Source organism: Pseudomonas shiyinii, from assembly GCF_056725765.1.
The window spans coordinates 2,562,117-2,577,961 of record NZ_CM161522.1; the positions used below are offsets into that span (position 1 = coordinate 2,562,117).

Annotated in this window: 15 protein-coding genes; 5 read left to right on the forward strand and 10 right to left on the reverse strand. The window is 64.3% G+C overall.

The genetic code is table 11. The features are described 5' to 3' along the window. Positions 1-10: 10 nt before the first annotated feature. Genes ACXHGZ_RS11610 through ACXHGZ_RS11640 form a run of 7 tightly spaced genes read right to left on the reverse strand, consistent with a single transcriptional unit; the run spans position 11 to position 4,905 of the window. Positions 11-685 carry an urease accessory protein UreF gene (locus ACXHGZ_RS11610; RefSeq protein ID WP_480463968.1) on the reverse strand — a complete coding sequence of 225 codons (675 nt, stop codon included), beginning with the start codon at positions 683-685 and terminating at the stop codon, positions 11-13. Continuing rightward, complete coding sequence (locus tag ACXHGZ_RS11615) at positions 685-1,230, reverse strand: HupE/UreJ family protein (protein WP_368829575.1); 546 nt, start codon at positions 1,228-1,230, stop codon at positions 685-687. Before ACXHGZ_RS11615 ends, ACXHGZ_RS11610 begins: the two co-directional genes overlap by 1 nt. A 16-nt stretch (positions 1,231-1,246) precedes the next feature. Then, positions 1,247-1,720: an urease accessory protein UreE gene (ureE, locus tag ACXHGZ_RS11620; RefSeq protein ID WP_480463970.1), complete on the reverse strand. Its 474-nt coding sequence runs from the start codon at positions 1,718-1,720 to the stop codon at positions 1,247-1,249. A 10-nt stretch (positions 1,721-1,730) separates the two neighbouring features. Then, positions 1,731-3,434 carry an urease subunit alpha gene (gene ureC, locus ACXHGZ_RS11625; protein ID WP_480463972.1) on the reverse strand — a complete coding sequence of 568 codons (1,704 nt, stop codon included), beginning with the start codon at positions 3,432-3,434 and terminating at the stop codon, positions 1,731-1,733. Then, the gene (locus ACXHGZ_RS11630) at positions 3,431-3,748 is read right to left on the reverse strand and encodes an urease subunit beta (RefSeq protein WP_480463974.1); all 318 of its coding nucleotides are present in this window, start codon (positions 3,746-3,748) and stop codon (positions 3,431-3,433) included. The genes ureC and ACXHGZ_RS11630 overlap by 4 nt, the downstream gene beginning before the upstream one ends. Positions 3,749-3,758: 10 nt before the next feature. Further along, a complete protein-coding gene (locus ACXHGZ_RS11635; protein WP_084856901.1) occupies positions 3,759-4,061 on the reverse strand; it encodes an urease subunit gamma in 303 nt (100 codons plus the stop codon). Positions 4,062-4,071: 10 nt separating this feature from the next. Further along, the gene (locus ACXHGZ_RS11640; protein WP_480463976.1) at positions 4,072-4,905 is read right to left on the reverse strand and encodes an urease accessory protein UreD; all 834 of its coding nucleotides are present in this window, start codon (positions 4,903-4,905) and stop codon (positions 4,072-4,074) included. A 312-nt stretch (positions 4,906-5,217) separates the two neighbouring features. On the opposite strand from ACXHGZ_RS11640, the gene ACXHGZ_RS11645 reads away from it, so the two are divergent. From ACXHGZ_RS11645 to ACXHGZ_RS11655, 3 genes are all read left to right on the forward strand, one after another. Further along, positions 5,218-6,237 (forward strand): branched-chain amino acid aminotransferase, encoded by a 1,020-nt coding sequence (locus tag ACXHGZ_RS11645; RefSeq protein ID WP_084856899.1) that lies wholly within the window; start codon positions 5,218-5,220, stop codon positions 6,235-6,237. A gap of 156 nt (positions 6,238-6,393) precedes the next feature. Next, positions 6,394-7,074 (forward strand): response regulator transcription factor, encoded by a 681-nt coding sequence (locus ACXHGZ_RS11650; protein ID WP_084856898.1) that lies wholly within the window; start codon positions 6,394-6,396, stop codon positions 7,072-7,074. Further along, the gene (locus ACXHGZ_RS11655) at positions 7,052-8,443 is read left to right on the forward strand and encodes a sensor histidine kinase (RefSeq protein WP_084856896.1); all 1,392 of its coding nucleotides are present in this window, start codon (positions 7,052-7,054) and stop codon (positions 8,441-8,443) included. The genes ACXHGZ_RS11650 and ACXHGZ_RS11655 overlap by 23 nt, the downstream gene beginning before the upstream one ends. Before the next feature lie 137 nt (positions 8,444-8,580). Here the strand turns inward: ACXHGZ_RS11655 and cysS are convergent, their stop codons facing one another. Together cysS and ACXHGZ_RS11665 are read right to left on the reverse strand one after the other, a co-directional pair. Continuing rightward, positions 8,581-9,963 carry a cysteine--tRNA ligase gene (gene cysS / locus ACXHGZ_RS11660; protein WP_480459974.1) on the reverse strand — a complete coding sequence of 461 codons (1,383 nt, stop codon included), beginning with the start codon at positions 9,961-9,963 and terminating at the stop codon, positions 8,581-8,583. 9 nt (positions 9,964-9,972) lie between these two features. After that, a complete protein-coding gene (locus ACXHGZ_RS11665) occupies positions 9,973-11,676 on the reverse strand; it encodes a glutamine--tRNA ligase/YqeY domain fusion protein (protein WP_480459975.1) in 1,704 nt (567 codons plus the stop codon). A 248-nt stretch (positions 11,677-11,924) separates the two neighbouring features. On the opposite strand from ACXHGZ_RS11665, the gene ACXHGZ_RS11670 reads away from it, so the two are divergent. Next, positions 11,925-12,425 (forward strand): peptidylprolyl isomerase, encoded by a 501-nt coding sequence (locus ACXHGZ_RS11670; protein WP_084856891.1) that lies wholly within the window; start codon positions 11,925-11,927, stop codon positions 12,423-12,425. Then, positions 12,422-13,144, forward strand: coding sequence for a UDP-2,3-diacylglucosamine diphosphatase (locus tag ACXHGZ_RS11675; protein WP_480459976.1), 723 nt, complete (start codon positions 12,422-12,424; stop codon positions 13,142-13,144). Before ACXHGZ_RS11670 ends, ACXHGZ_RS11675 begins: the two co-directional genes overlap by 4 nt. A gap of 135 nt (positions 13,145-13,279) precedes the next feature. On the opposite strand, the gene pvdQ is transcribed toward ACXHGZ_RS11675, so the two are convergent. Further along, entirely contained in the window at positions 13,280-15,574 is a 2,295-nt protein-coding gene (pvdQ, locus tag ACXHGZ_RS11680) for a bifunctional acylase PvdQ (protein ID WP_480464044.1), read from the reverse strand. Positions 15,575-15,845: the final 271 nt, after the last annotated feature.

Genomic DNA, 15,845 nt, shown 5'->3' on the forward strand with positions numbered 1-15,845 from the left:
AAGGCAGTCCTCAGGATCGGAACAAACGGGTGTATTGGGTTTCGTGGCGTGACGAGGCGATCGCCAGCAGCGGCAGGCCGCCGCCGAGCTGCTCGTCATCAAGGGCCAGGGCGTCTTCGAGTACGGCAGGTAGCGCCTCGCCCAGGTCCCGCAGGAGCGTCTGGGCGGCTTGCTGGCCGAACGGCACCAGCTTGACGCCCGCCATCACCGCCCCTTCCAGCCAGGCATAGCCATGGCCCAGGGCCAACTGGCGCAGTGGGATCGCCCAATGCGCGCCAAGCCAGGCCATGCCGCCCAACTGACAGCGCTCAAGGCTTGCACGCCAGACCGGTGCCTGGCCCAGCTGCCAACCGTCGAGCATGCGCGCCAACGCGCTGCCACGCTGCTGCTCTTCCAGCCGTAGCTCGGCGGTTTCCCGATTGGCCAGCAGGAAGCGGCTCCAGTGGTCGAAGCATTCGGCATCATCGTCCAGGCAAGCCTGGTAGAGCCGTGCCAGCACCGGCCAATCGAGAAAACCGAGGGTGTCGTGCAACTGCTCGCGTTGCCAGGCGTAGAAGCTCGCGACATCGTGCACCCAGCCGGCCTCCACAGCCCATTCCAGGCCTTGGGAATAGGTGAAGCCGCCCACCGGCAGGCCGGGGCTCGCCAGTTGCAGCAGGCGCAACAGCGCCATATCGTTCTTCATCAGCCGGCCAGCACCAAGGCCGCACCAGCCAGCAGGCCGCCACCGAAGGCTTTCTGCAGCCGTTGATGGCGGCGCAACAGGCACCCCACCGCGAAACCAGCCAGCAACAGCAAGCCGCTGACCGTGACGAAGCCGGCACTGAACAGCCAGAAAGCGCTTGGCGTCGCTTCCACGCCATGGGCCCAGCCATGGAACAGGGCGAACAACGGCATGGCGAGCGCCAACATCAACTGGCGGCTGGGCAGCAACACGGCGCCGGCGGCCACCAACAGGGACACGGCGATCATCGTCTCCATGCCCACCACATCACCGAAGAAATGCCCGCACACAGCGCCCGTGAACATCGCCGCCAGGGTGGCCAGCGGCAAGCTCAGGCTGCGCCGGGTCAAGGCCGCCAGTACGCCGGTGCCCAGCAGCATGAGCAGGTGATCGAGACCGGTCAGCGGATGCAGCAGGCCATCTTGCAGGGGATTGCCGTCATGGCCTGGGTGGGCGACCGCCGGTAGCGCCACCAGCAGAAGAACCAGGGTGAAAATCTTTTTCATCGAAAACGCCTTGAGGTCAGGAATGGGCAGGCAAGCGCACGAACGGATGCCCGTGGGTGTGGGGGGTACTTTGGTAGGCGCCCGCTTCAGGTTCGAACGGCGCCTCTTCGGTGATCACGGCCAGGCCCAGGCCGTACAGCATGTCGTCCAGCACCGGGTCGTGCTGGTAGCGCAACAGGCCCGGCTCGATCTGCAGCGGCACGTGGCGATTGCCCAGGTGATAGGCAGCACGGGCCAGCAGCAACGGGTCCACACAGCGCACCGTGGACACCTGCTCGGGGGCCGCCACGACCCTCACCACCTGCGAACCTAGGGCATCGGCGAGCAGTTCGCCGCCACGCAGCAGGTGGCCGCGCTCGAGCATCAGCCCGGCTTCGCGCCCATCGTCCAGGGTTACGCGCAAACGGCTCTTGATGCGCCGGTCCACATCCAGGGTTACGGTACCGGTCACCGTGTCGGCCTCGGCGATCCGGCGGGTCAGGACAATCATGGGCACTCCTTCAGAACAGGAAATAACGTTGGGCCAGCGGCAGCTCGCGGGCCGGTTCGCACACCAGCAACTCCCCATCGGCCCGTACCTGGTAGGTTTGGGCATCCACCTCGATATGGGGCTGCAGGCTGTTGTGGATCATGTCGGCCTTGCGCACCCGCCGGCAGCCGTGGGCCACGCCGATCAGGCTGCGCAGGCCCAGCTCGTCGGCCAGCCCACGGTCCATCGCCAGCTGTGGCAGAAAGGTCATGCGCGTGGCATGCCGCGCCGCGCCCAGGGCACCGAACATGGGCCGGTAATGCACCGGCTGCGGGGTCGGGATCGAACCGTTGATGTCGCCCATCGGCGCCGTGGCGATCATCCCGCCCTTGATGACCAGGGCCGGCTTGACCGCGAAGAACGCTGGCGACCACAGCACAAGGTCCGCCAGCTTGCCCACTTCCACCGAGCCCACTTCATGGGCGATGCCGTGGGTCCGAGCCGGGTTGATGGTGTACTTGGCGATGTAGCGCTTGACCCTGAAGTTGTCGCTGTAGCCGCTGTCCGGTGCCAGAGGCCCGCGGCGTAGCTTCATCTGGTGGGCCACCTGCCAGGTGCGCAGCACCACCTCGCCGACCCGGCCCATGGCCTGGGAGTCGGACGAGGTCATGGCGAAGGCGCCCAGGTCGTGGAGGATGTCCTCTGCGGCGATGGTTTCGCGGCGAATGCGCGATTCGGCGAAGGCCACGTCTTCGGCGATGCTCGGGTCCAGGTGATGGCAGACCATCAGCATGTCCAGATGCTCGTCCACGGTGTTGACCGTATAGGGCAAGGTCGGGTTGGTGGACGACGGCAGCACGTTGGCCTGCCCCGCCGCGCGGATGATGTCCGGCGCATGGCCACCGCCGGCGCCTTCGGTGTGGAAGGTATGGATGGTGCGATCGCCGATGGCCGCCAAGGTGTCTTCGATGCAGCCGGACTCGTTGAGGGTGTCGGTATGGATCGCCACCTGGATGTCCAGCTCCTCGGCCACGCCCAGGCAGCAATCGATGGCGGCGGGCGTGGAGCCCCAGTCCTCATGCAGCTTCAGGCCCACCGCGCCGGCGGCGATCTGTTCGCGCAGCGCTTCGGGGCGTGAAGCGTTGCCCTTGCCCAGCAGGCCGATGTTGATCGGCAGGCTGTCGGCGGCCTGGAGCATGCGCGCCAGGTACCAGGGCCCGGGGGTGCAGGTGGTGGCATTGGTGCCCGTGGCCGGCCCGGTACCGCCGCCGATGAAGGTGGTGACGCCGCTGGTCAATGCTTCCTCCACCTGCTGCGGGCAGATGAAATGGATATGCGAGTCGATGCCGCCTGCGGTGACGATCTTGCCCTCGGCGGCGATCACTTCCGTGCCCGGGCCGATCGGCACGGTGACACCGGGCTGCACGTCGGGGTTGCCCGCTTTGCCGATGGCGGCGATACGCCCGCTGCGCACGCCGATGTCGGCCTTGACGATGCCCCAATGGTCGATGATCAGGGCATTGGTGAGCACCAGGTCCATGGCTTCGGCGGCGCGCATCTGGCCTTGCCCCATGCCGTCGCGGATGACCTTGCCGCCGCCGAACTTGACCTCCTCGCCGTAGATCGTGAAGTCCTTTTCCACTTCGACCCACAAAGCGGTATCGGCCAGGCGCACGCGATCGCCCACGGTAGGGCCGAACATGTCGGCATAGGCTTGCCGGGAAATGCGGCTCATGCCCTGCCCTCCAATGCGCCCATCACCTTGCCTTGGAAGCCGAAGACCTCGCGCTTGCCGGCATAGGCCACCAGTTGCACGGTCCGCGCCTGCCCTGGCTCGAAGCGCACCGCGGTGCCAGCGGGGATGTCGAGGCGAAACCCGAATGCCGCCGCACGCTCGAAGACCAGGCATGGGTTGACTTCATGAAAGTGGTAATGCGAGCCGACCTGCACCGGCCGGTCGCCATGGTTGGCCACGCTGAGGCGGAGGGTTTCGCGGCCGACATTGAGCTCGATGTCGCCCTCTACGACCTGGACTTCTCCGGGAATCATGCTCGGCTCCTTAGACGATGGGGTCATGCACGGTCACCAGCTTGGTGCCGTCGGGAAAGGTCGCCTCGACCTGCACGTCATGCAGCATCTCAGGCACGCCTTCCATGACCTGTTCTCGCTGCAGCACCTCACGGCCCAGGCTCATCAGCTCGGCCACACTGCGCCCATCGCGCGCACCCTCCAGCACTGCGGCGCTGATCAGCGCTACCGCCTCGGGGTAGTTGAGCCTCAAACCACGTGCCAGGCGCCGCTCGGCCAACAGCGCGGCGGTGAATAGCAGCAGTTTGTCTTTCTCTCTCGGGGTCAGCTCCATGGCGTCTCTCTCAGGTGGCCCAGATGCGCGGCGGACACGGCGCCAGGCCAAGGACGGCCGGACGCAGCATGTGCCAGAGGCGCTGCAGGGTGTGTTGCAGGTGTTGGTTGTCATGGTCGAGCAAACGAATCACCAGTAGCTGCCCAAGCAAGGTTGCGCCGGCCGGATTGCCCAGGCCTTCGAGCACTTGCCTGGCCTTCTCCAGCACAGCGCCAGTTGCAGGCGCGGCGCAGAAAGTGGCGACCAAGGGATGACCGCCCAGCTTCTCCAGCCGACCGTCTTCGATACGCAGCCGCTCGTGCAGGCCGATGTCGTCTGGCATTTCGATATGCAGGCGACTGTCCAGGGCCCCCTGCGCGAAGCGCTCGCCCATCACCGGTCGGCCCAGGCACAGGGTCTCCCAGGCCAGCAAGCGGGCGCCGGGTTCGAGGGTGAAGCGGCTATCGAGGCGGGCCCTGGCCCCGTCGAAGAAGATGCTGTCCTGAGGCAGCCATTCCAGGGTGCTGCCGGCGGCCAGGTGGAAACGCTGCACGAGCTGCGCGGTCGGGCCGATGCTGCGGTAGAACTTGCTCGCCCCCGGCATGGTCAACAGCGCGTGGCTGCCCGGTTCGAGGTGAACATCCAGTGCCAGCCGGTCACCGGCGACGATGCCGCCAGGCGGATGCAACACATAGACATGGCACGGCGCGCCTTCGGGGTGAAACGGGCGCTGCACCAAAAGAGGACCGACGTGCCGCCGCGCACCAAGGCAGGTCATGCCCTGACGCTGGATGAAGCGCAATTGCAACTGCGCATGCCAGCCAGCCGCCTGCCCGTTCTGTTCGACCTGCTCTGCCAACGACATCCTGTAACCCTTGCTGTACCGGGCCTCACGGCCATCGGAAAGGTCGTGCACAACGTCATGCAGCGACGCTGGCCTGACCATTCGATCAATATTCGCTGGCTGGGATATAGCAGGGAGTGGGCCAACTTTGCAGGTGAACCTTGATGAAACCTTTCATGCCCTTTGCGTAACGCGTTGCAGATCCAAGCCGATACAACCTGGCGTCAATTCATGACTGGACGTTTCCGATCCGCGGCGGATGTATTATCGTGGCGAGGTGCGCATATAAAAGCAGCCTGAGCGATCAGGCCCTAGGCAATACAAGAGGGTGTCATGAGTAACGAGAGCATTAACTGGGACAAGCTGGGCTTCGACTATATCAAGACCGACAAGCGCTACCTGTCCGTATGGCGCAACGGCGAGTGGGACAAAGGCACCCTGACCGAAGACAATGTGCTGCACATCAGTGAAGGCTCTACCGCCCTGCACTATGGCCAGCAATGCTTCGAAGGCCTGAAGGCCTATCGTTGCAAGGACGGTTCGATCAACCTGTTCCGCCCCGACCAGAACGCCGCCCGCATGCAGCGCAGCTGCGCCCGCCTGCTGATGCCGCAGGTGCCGACCGACGTGTTCATCGAGGCCTGCAAGCAAGTGGTCAAGGCCAACGAGCGCTTCGTGCCGCCGCACGGCAAGGGTGCCCTGTACCTGCGCCCGTTCGTGATCGGCACCGGCGACAACATCGGCGTGCGCACCGCCCCCGAGTTCATCTTCTCGATCTTCGCCATCCCGGTCGGCTCGTACTTCAAAGGTGGCATGAAGCCGCACAACTTTGTGATCTCCAGCTACGACCGCGCGGCCCCGCAAGGCACCGGCGCAGCCAAGGTCGGTGGTAACTATGCAGCCAGCCTGATGCCAGGCGCCGAGGCCAAGAAGAACAACTTCGCCGACGCCATCTACCTGGACCCGCTGACCCACAGCAAGATCGAGGAAGTCGGCTCGGCCAACTTCTTCGGCATCACCAAAGACAACGAGTTCGTCACGCCGAAGTCGGCCTCCGTGCTGCCAGGTATCACCCGCCTGTCGCTGATGGAACTGGCTGCCTCGCGCCTGGGCTTGAAAGTGGTCGAGGGCGACGTCGAGATCAACAAGCTCGACCGCTTCATCGAAGCCGGTGCCTGCGGTACTGCTGCGGTGATCACGCCGATCGGTGGTATCGAGTACAACGGCAAGCTGCACGTGTTCCACGACCTGGAAAAAGTCGGCCCGGTTACCCAGAAGCTCTACAACGAGCTGACCGGTATCCAGAGCGGTGACGTCGAAGCGCCAGCAGGCTGGATCGTCAAGGTCGCCTGAGGCTTCGCCATCCCCTGGAAAACGGGGCATGCCAGCAATGGCATGCCCCGTTTCCGTTTGGCGATCGCGTTCTGGGCGCCAGATGAATTTTTCTTAAATCCGCCGTTGTCTATTCTTTGGCACAATCGAGTCTCCAATCGCTGCCCAGGTACTAGCATGCCCCGCGTACTGACCATCGAAGACGACGCCGTCACCGCCCAGGAGATCGTCGCCGAACTGTCCAGCCATGGCCTGGAGGTGGACTGGGCCGACAATGGCCGTGAGGGCCTGTCCAAGGCCATCGGCGGTGGCTATGACCTGATCACCCTGGACCGTATGTTGCCGGAGGTCGATGGCCTGACCATCGTCACCACCTTGCGCAACCTGAAGATCGCCACCCCGATCCTGATGATCAGCGCGCTGTCCGATGTCGACGAGCGGGTGCGGGGCCTGCGTGCCGGGGGTGACGACTACCTGACCAAGCCCTTCGCCTCCGACGAGATGGCCGCCCGGGTCGAGGTGCTGCTGCGTCGCAACAGCGTGCCCATGACCCAGACCCGGCTGCAGGTAGCCGACCTGGAGCTGGACCTGATCAGCCACGAGGCCCGCCGTGGCGAGCAGACCCTCAACCTGCTGCCCACCGAGTACAAGCTGCTGGAGTACCTGATGCGCCATGCCGGCCAGGTGATCACCCGGATGATGATCTTCGAGGAAGTCTGGGGCTATCACTTCGATCCGGGCACCAACCTGATCGATGTGCACATCGGCCGCCTGCGCAAGAAGATCGACCCGCCCGGCCAGAGCCCGCTCATCCGTACCGTGCGGGGCTCCGGCTATGCCATTGCCGAACCCGTCTAAGGGCTGGAGTTCTTCGACCAGCCGCCTGCTGGCACTGTACAGCTTTCTGTTCGTGGCCTGGAGCAGCATCCTCATGGGAGTGCTGTACTTCGAAGTGTCCAGCTACCTGAACAAGCTCACCCGCCATTCCATGCTGCAACGCCAGCATCTGTTCGCCCATATGACCGGTAAGCAGCTGGACGATGCCTTGATCGCAAGCCAGGCCTTCGAGGAGCGCAGCTTCGATGCCTACGGCCTGTTCGACGCCCAGCTCAACCCGATCAGCGGCCGGATCCGCGCCATTCCGCCAGAACTCGGCCTGGACGGCCAGGTGCATGAGCTCAAGCGCTGCCTGGACGCCGACGACCCACACGTACCCCGCGACAGCTGCGATGCGGTGGCGATCCAGGTCAAGGACGGACGCTGGCTGGTGCTGGTGCGTGACAACGGCTCCTTGTTCGTGGTCACCCGGATCATCCTCCATGCCCTGCTCTGGGGCATTTCCCTGACCCTGATCCCCGGCTTCGCCGGCTGGTACCTGCTACGCCGCAGGCCACTCAAGCGCATCCGCGCGATCCAGGCCCAGGCCGAGCTGATCGTCGCCGGTGATCTCACCCATCGCCTACCCCTATCGGCCCGGCGTGACGAGCTGGACATGCTGGCAGCCATCGTCAATGCCATGCTCGATCGCATCGAACGGTTGATGCACGAGGTCAAGGGCGTCTGCGACAACATCGCCCACGATCTGCGCACACCGCTGACCCGCCTGCGGGCCCAGTTGTATCGGATCCGCCAGCAAAGCGGCGACCACGCTCCCGAGGCGCAGGCCCTGGACCAGGCCATCGGCGAAACCGATACGTTGATGGCGCGCTTCCGTGGCCTACTGCGCATCAGCGAGCTGGAAGATCGCCAGCGACGCGCGGGCTTCGTCGAACTGGACCCGCACGCCTTGCTGGTGGAGCTGCACGACTTCTACCTGCCCCTGGCCGAGGATGGCGGCATTCGTCTGGCGCTCGTGCAACCGGAGCAGCTACCGCCCCTGCATGGCGACCGGGAACTGTTGTTCGAGGCACTGGCGAACCTGGTAGGCAATGGCATCAAGTTCACCCCCGACGGCGGGCAGGTACGCATCCACGCCAGCCATGATGCCACTGGCGTGCATATCGCCATCGAGGACAGCGGGCCGGGCATTCCCGAGGATGAGCGCGCAGCAGTTTTGAAGCGCTTCTATCGCAGCGAGGAAGGTCATCGTCACCCAGGGTTCGGGTTGGGCTTGTCGATCGTCGCGGCGATCGTCGACCTGCATGGGTTCCGACTGGAGGTAGGGGCCAGCGAGCTGGGTGGGGCGAAGCTGGTGCTGCATTGCCCTACAGGTGGTCTACCCAAATAACGAATGGGGCCGCATTGCGGCCCAATCGCGGGGCAAGCCCGCTCCCACAGATTCTCCATGACCCTTGGGATCGGTGAACAACCTGTAGGAGCGGGCTTGCCCCGCGATTGGGCTGCAAAGCAGCCCCGCTCGATGGATCAGTCGGCCAGGCGCCAGGTGGTCCCGCCCTTGCCATCCTCCAGCACCACGCCCATGCCGGTCAGCTGGTCGCGGATACGATCGGACTCGGCCCAGTTCTTGTCCGCACGCGCCTGCAGGCGCGCCTGGATCAGCGCTTCTACTTCGGCCGCATCGACCTTGCCTTCGGCACCGGCACGCAGGAAGTCATCGGCCTCCAGCTGCAGCACACCCAGCACATCGCCCAGTTCGCGCAGGCGGCCTGCCAGGCCTGCGGCGGCCTGCGGGTCGACATCGCGCAGGCGGTTGATCTCGCGCACCAGGTCGAACAGCACCGCACAGGCTTCGGGCGTACCGAAGTCATCGTTCATGGCAACGCTGAAGCGCTCGACGAATTCCTCGCCGCCCTTGGCCGCCACCCGCGGCAGCCCACGCAGCGCATGGTAGAAGCGCTCCAGGGCGCCCTTGGACTCGCGCAGGCTGTCTTCGGAATAGTTGATGGCGCTACGGTAGTGGCTGGCCACCAGCAGGTAGCGCACCACCTCCGGGTGGTACTTATCGAGCACGTCGCGGATGGTGAAGAAGTTGTTCAACGATTTGGACATCTTCTCGCCGTTGATCCGGATCATGCCGCAGTGCATCCAGGCATTGGCGTACGGTTTGCCGGTAGCCGCCTCGCTCTGGGCGATCTCGTTCTCATGGTGCGGGAACTCCAGGTCGCTGCCGCCGCCATGGATGTCGAAGCTCTCGCCCAGGCAGCACGTGGACATCACCGAGCACTCGATGTGCCAGCCCGGACGGCCTGGCCCCCACGGCGACTCCCAGCTCGGCTCGCCCGGCTTGGCGGCCTTCCACAGGACGAAGTCCAGCGGGTCCTGCTTGGCCTCACCGACTTCGATCCGCGCACCGATGCGCAGGTCTTCGATCTTGCGCCGCGACAGCTTGCCGTAGCCGACGAACTTGCCGACCCGGTAGTACACGTCGCCATTACCCGGCGCGTAGGCGTAGCCCTTGTCGATCAGGGTCTGGATCATCGCGTGCATGCCGGGGATGTGGTCGGTGGCACGCGGCTCCTGGTCTGGTGGCAGGATGTTCAGGCGGCGCTCGTCCTCGTGCATGGCATCGATCATGCGCGCGGTCAGCTCATCGAAACGCTCGCCGTTTTCATTGGCGCGGTTGATGATCTTGTCGTCGATGTCGGTGATGTTGCGCACATAGGTCAGCTCGTAGCCGCTCTTGCGCAGCCAACGGGTGATCAGGTCGAAGGCCACCATGCTGCGGCCATGGCCCAAGTGGCAGTAGTCGTATACGGTCATGCCGCACACGTACATGCGCACCTTGTTGCCGTCCAGGGGCTTGAAGGCTTCCTTGGTCTTGCTCAGGGTGTTGTAGATGGTAAGCACGGCGATTCCTTAGCTGCCCCAGGAGTCACGCAGGGTGACGGTGCGGTTGAACACCGGACGGCCCGGCTGGCTGTCCTTGAGGTCGGCGCAGAAGTAGCCTTCGCGCTCGAACTGGAAGCGGTCCTCAGGCGCGGCCTGGGCCAGCGACGGCTCGGCGCGGCAGCCGGTCAGCACTTGCAGCGAATTCGGGTTGATGTTGTCCAGGAAGCTGCCGCCCTCCTCGGTCTTCTCCGGGTTCGGCGAGCGGAACAGGCGGTCGTACAGGCGCACTTCGCATTCGACGCTGCCTTCGGCCGGCACCCAGTGGATCACGCCCTTGACCTTGCGGCCCTCGGGGTTCTTGCCCAGGGTGTCGGGGTCGTACGAGCAGCGCAGCTCGACGATGTTGCCTTCGGCGTCCTTGATGGCTTCGTCGGCACGGATCACGTAGCTGCCACGCAGGCGCACCTCGCCGGCCGGCTCCAGGCGCTTGTAGCCTTTCGGTGGCTCTTCCATGAAGTCGTCGCGGTCGATGTACAGCTCGCGGGAAAATGGCAGCACGCGCACGCCCATGTCTTCCTTGGGATGACGCGGCAACTCGAGCTGCTCCACCTGGCCCTCTGGGTAGTTGGTGATGACCACCTTCAGCGGGCGCAGCACGCACATGGCACGCGGCGCGGTGCGGTCGAGGTCGTCACGGATGCTGAACTCGAGCATCGACATGTCGACCACGCCGTCGGAACGGTTGGTGCCGATCATTTCGCAGAAGTTGCGGATCGAGGCCGGCGTGTAGCCGCGGCGACGGAAGCCCGACAGGGTCGACATACGCGGGTCGTCCCAGGCATCGACGTGCTTCTCGTCCACCAGTTGCTTGAGCTTGCGCTTGGAGGTGATGGTGTAGTTCAGGTTCAGGCGGCTGAACTCGTACTGGCGCGGGCGCGCCGGCACCGGCAGCTTGTCGAGGAACCAGTCGTACAACGGACGATGGCTTTCGAACTCCAGGGTGCAGATCGAGTGGGTGATGCCTTCGATGGCGTCCGACTGGCCATGGGTGAAGTCGTAGTTCGGGTAGATGCACCACTTGTCACCGGTCTGGTGGTGGTGGGCATGGCGGATGCGGTACAGGATCGGGTCGCGCAGGTTCATGTTCGGCGAGGCCATGTCGATCTTGGCGCGCAGCACGCGCTCGCCATCCTTGAACTCGCCGGCCTTCATGCGTGCGAACAGGTCCAGGTTCTCCTCGACACTGCGCTCGCGGAACGGGCTGTTCTTGCCTGGCTCGGTCAGGCTGCCGCGGTATTCCTTGGCCTGCTCGGGGGTCAGGTCGCAGACATAGGCATTGCCCGACTTGATCAGCTCGACCGCCCAGTCGTGCAGCTGGTCGAAGTAGTCCGAGGCGAAGCGCACCGGGCCGGCCCACTCGAAGCCCAGCCACTTGACGTCACGCTGGATGGCATCGATGTACTCCTGGTCTTCCTTGGCCGGGTTGGTGTCATCGAAACGCAGGTGGCAGACACCACCGAACTCCTTGGCCAGGCCGAAGTTCACGCAGATCGACTTGGCATGGCCGATGTGCAGGTAGCCGTTGGGCTCCGGCGGGAAGCGGGTGACGATGCTGCTGTGCTTGCCCGAGTCCAGGTCGGCCTGGACGATCGGCCGCAGGAAGTTCGCAGGGACGGCGGGAGCGCCTTTGGCAGCGGCGTTGGGCGCGTTGTCGGCAGTGGGCTTGCTCATAGGATCCTTGAATGCTGGTGTTCGGCCTGGGTAGGCCGATTGAATCAAAGGGCCTATCATAGCCGAAGCAGTCAAGCTGCTGACAGCCGGGCTCGGACAAACAGGCGCGATTTATCGCAGCTATTTGTCGCAAGCTGGCAAAATGGCCGCCGCGCGCCTTGTGTCGTGGTCGCCCGATCCTGCGTCAGGTGACAAGTACGCGCCCTGCGCACCCTATTCCCGAATGCCTTGAAAGAGCGAATTCCAGCATGTCCAAAGTCAAACTGAGCACCAACCACGGCGACATCGTCCTGCAACTGGACGCCGAAAAGGCACCGAAAACCACCGAGAACTTCATTCAATACGTCAAGGACGGCCACTACGACGGCACCGTCTTCCACCGCGTGATCAATAACTTCATGATCCAGGGCGGTGGTTTCGAAGCCGGCATGAAGCAGAAACCGACCCGTGCGCCGATCCAGAACGAAGCCGACAACGGCCTGAAGAATGCCAAGTACAGCATCGCCATGGCCCGCACCATGGAGCCGCACTCCGCTTCGGCACAGTTCTTCATCAACGTCGCCGACAACGACTTCCTCAACCACAGCGGCAAGAACGTCCAGGGCTGGGGCTACGCGGTGTTCGGCGAAGTGATCGAAGGCCGTGAAGTGGTCGATGCCATCAAAGGCGTGTCCACCGGTTCCAAGGCCGGCCACCAGGACGTGCCGAAGGACGACGTGATCATCGAGAAAGCCGAGATCATTGAGTGATCCTGCTGATCTCCGATCTGCACCTGCAAGAAGAACGCCCGGACATCACCCGGGCGTTTCTTGATCTGCTCGATGGCCGCGCCCGCCATGCCAAGGCGCTGTACATCCTCGGTGACTTCTTCGAGGCCTGGATCGGCGACGACGCCATGACGTCCTTCCAGCAGTCGATCTGCCAGGCCCTGCGACGGCTGAGCGACAGCGGTACGGCGGTTTACCTGATGCACGGCAACCGCGACTTCCTGATCGGCCAGGCCTTCTGTGAAGCCGCGGGCTGCACGTTGCTGGACGATCCCTGCGTGGTACAGCTCGGTGGCGAGGCTGTGTTGCTGATGCACGGCGATACCCTGTGCACCCGCGACCTGGCCTACATGAAACTACGCCGCTACCTGCGTAACCCGCTGAGCCTGTGGATCCTGCGGCACCTGCCGCTGTCCACCCGGCAGAAGCTGGCGCGCAAGCTGCGTAGCGAAAGCCGCTCGCAAACACGCATGAAATCAACAGAAATCGTGGATGTCACGCCTGAAGAAGTGCCCAAGGTGATGGCGGCCCATGGTGTTCGCACTCTGATCCATGGCCATACCCACCGGCCAGCGATCCACAAGCTGACGGTCGATGGCCAGCCTGCCCGGCGTATCGTGTTGGGTGACTGGGATCGTCAGGGCTGGGCGTTGCAGGTCGACGAGCAAGGCTTCCAGCTGGCGCCGTTCGGCTTGCGCTGACTCGGCGCCCTGGCAAGGCTGCTACCCCTTTCAGTGCGGGGCGAGCCCGCCCCCACAGGTGCCTAGCCGATCAAGATCCAGGCTTGGCAGAATCGTGTGGGAGCGGGCTTGTCCCGCGATAGGGCATAGCCTATGTCAGCGGGTGATGCCCACTGCCATGCCCTTGTCAGCCTCACTGATCACATACCGACGGTACTGTGGGTCGGCCTTGATCTGCGCCTCGGTGAAGGGAATCGGAGCCAATTGCTTGGCCGCGAATGCCCGGGTCTGATCGTTTGCATGGGCCGATTCCGCCTCGCTGGACTGGGAGAACGCCAGCAATCCGAACGCTTGCGGCCCCTGCTCGTTGAAACTGACCAACTGTAAGTAGCTGGTACCGCTGACCACCAGACGCTTGCCTGCCCCATCGGGCACGCTGTACATGGCGTTGTACACGCCCAGTTCCTGGGGGCCACCTGGCACCGGAGTGCCATCGGCCGACTGCTGCACCTGCCCCCAGCGGCTGTCGCTCGCAATCCCGGCCTTGCCTACCTGCTCCTGGGAAGCCAATGCGGCCTCGTGTACGCGTTGGCGCACCGCTGCCTGCTCCACCGCAAGCCCGCGCGGGGTATGCAGGGGATCGACTGGGTCGAAGGCCACCCGCCATATATTTGATTGGGCCACCAGCGCGTCGAAGATATTGGCGAAATGCAACAGGCCGATGCCACTGGCCATGTCAGCCTTGCCGTCCCAGGCTGCCAGGCTTGCACATACCGCCTGGACGTCGGCGGGCGCGGTCTTGCACCAGGCCAGCAGGTCCGGTAGCACCAGGCTGGCTGCGTACACCTCATCGTCCAGCACCATGCGCTGCAGGTCTTCCAGCGTCAGCTTGCCATTGCCCTGAAGCCGCTGCAGCGCAAAACGGCTGCGCAGGCCCAGCGGTTGGCCCTCACGGCTGACCAACGGGGAAAAACCGGTCAGCGGTTGCGCAGGGTTGGCCATCCAGGCCGGGTCGTTGGAGTTCTGCACGAAGTCTTCGCGCACAAGGCTCGGCAGTAGCCGCGCCGGGAAAATACCCGGCTGGGCTGCCTGGGCGTCGGTCTTCCATTGACATGCGCTGCGCGAGCCATCAAGTACCACCAGCGGGCCGGCGGCCGAGGAGTCGCTGCAGCGAGCGAGCAGCTCCTGGTCCACATGCGGCACTACGGACTGGTTCAGGTAGGTCGCCTGGCCACCGGCATCGACCGCCAGGGTGTTGACCCAAGGGATGCCCTGCAACTGCGCCACCGTACGCTTCAGGCCATCCAGGCTGTCGGCATGGTTGATGGCGTACCACTGCTGCAGTACCCGGGTATTGTCCAGGTTGGCATCGCGCAGGCTGTAGGCGAACCGGTTGTCCCAATCCAGCCGGCCCGGCCAGCGCACCACAGGGCCGAACGTCGAGGCGTAGACCTGTCGCTCGACCTGCTGCAATTGGCCGTCCTCGCCTTTGACCGCGACGCTCAAGGTCTGGCGGCTCAGTGGCAAGGATTTTCCATCGAGCAAGTAGCGTGTCGGGTCCTTCGGGTCGAGCTGCAACCTGTACAGCGTGAAATGCTTCGAGGTATCGACCGTATGGGTCCAGGCCAGGTGGCGGTTGAAGCCGATATTGACCACCGGCAAGCCTGGCAAGGCGGCGCCCATGACATCCAGCTGGCCTGGGATGGTCAGTTGCATCTGGTAGAACCGCAGGCCGCCCATCCAGGGGAAATGCGGATTGGCCAGCAACAAGCCACCACCGTTGGCCGATCGTTGCGCCCCTACCGCCACCGCGTTGCTGCCACGGGCCATGGCGAACTGCGCCTGACGGCCCAGGGCCAGGCTGAAGTCTTCCTTGCCCAGGCGCGCAACCCGCTCAGGCGGAGCGGCCGCCACCAGCGCCTCGGCGAATTGGCCAACTCCGCCTTCAACCAGGAGCCGACGGGTCAGCTTGACCAGATCGAGGCTGCTGATCGGCCGCAACCAGTCCCCCTGGCCACACTCAGCAGGCAAGCCCTCTGCCCGACGCTCGACCAGCGCGCGGTTGTAGCCCTGGGCATAGCCCTCCAGCAAGTCGCGCACCGGCGCTGGCTGGGCTGCGAGGAAACCCTTGACCGCAGAGTCTGCATTGAGCCAGGCGAAGAAGAAGTCACTGTCCAGGTTCGCACGCTGCTCCACGGTTCTGCCCTGGGCGCCGAAGTAACGGGAACGCTCGCCGTTGACGGTCACGACCTCATTGGCCAACAGGCACAGGTTGTCCTGGGCGTAGGCATAGCCGATGCCATAGCCCAGACCTCGTTCGTCTTCAGCCAGGATGTGCGGAACACCGAAACTGGTACGGCGGATCTGTGCCGAGACCTCGCCAGCGGCTTCCCGCGCCTGGGCTGCCAAGCCAGCTGCAATCAATACGGCTGCCAGGCCAAGACGGGTCATAGGACGCGAAAATGTACGCACGGGCACTCCTGGAATTGGGGATATCCCGTACAGACGAACAGCTCAGTGGAAATTTTACGCAGGCCAAGGCGGAACGCCTGTCCGTTAAGACCCCATCGCCGGCAAGCCGGCTCCCACCTGTCCCGCGCTGTTTCAAAGACACCGCCATACCAGGGGAACTGACTTGCCAGCAGACAAGCAACTCAAGACAGTTGCTCCCACCTGTCCTGCGCTGCTGTTGTACACACCGCGGAACCTGTGGGAGCCGACT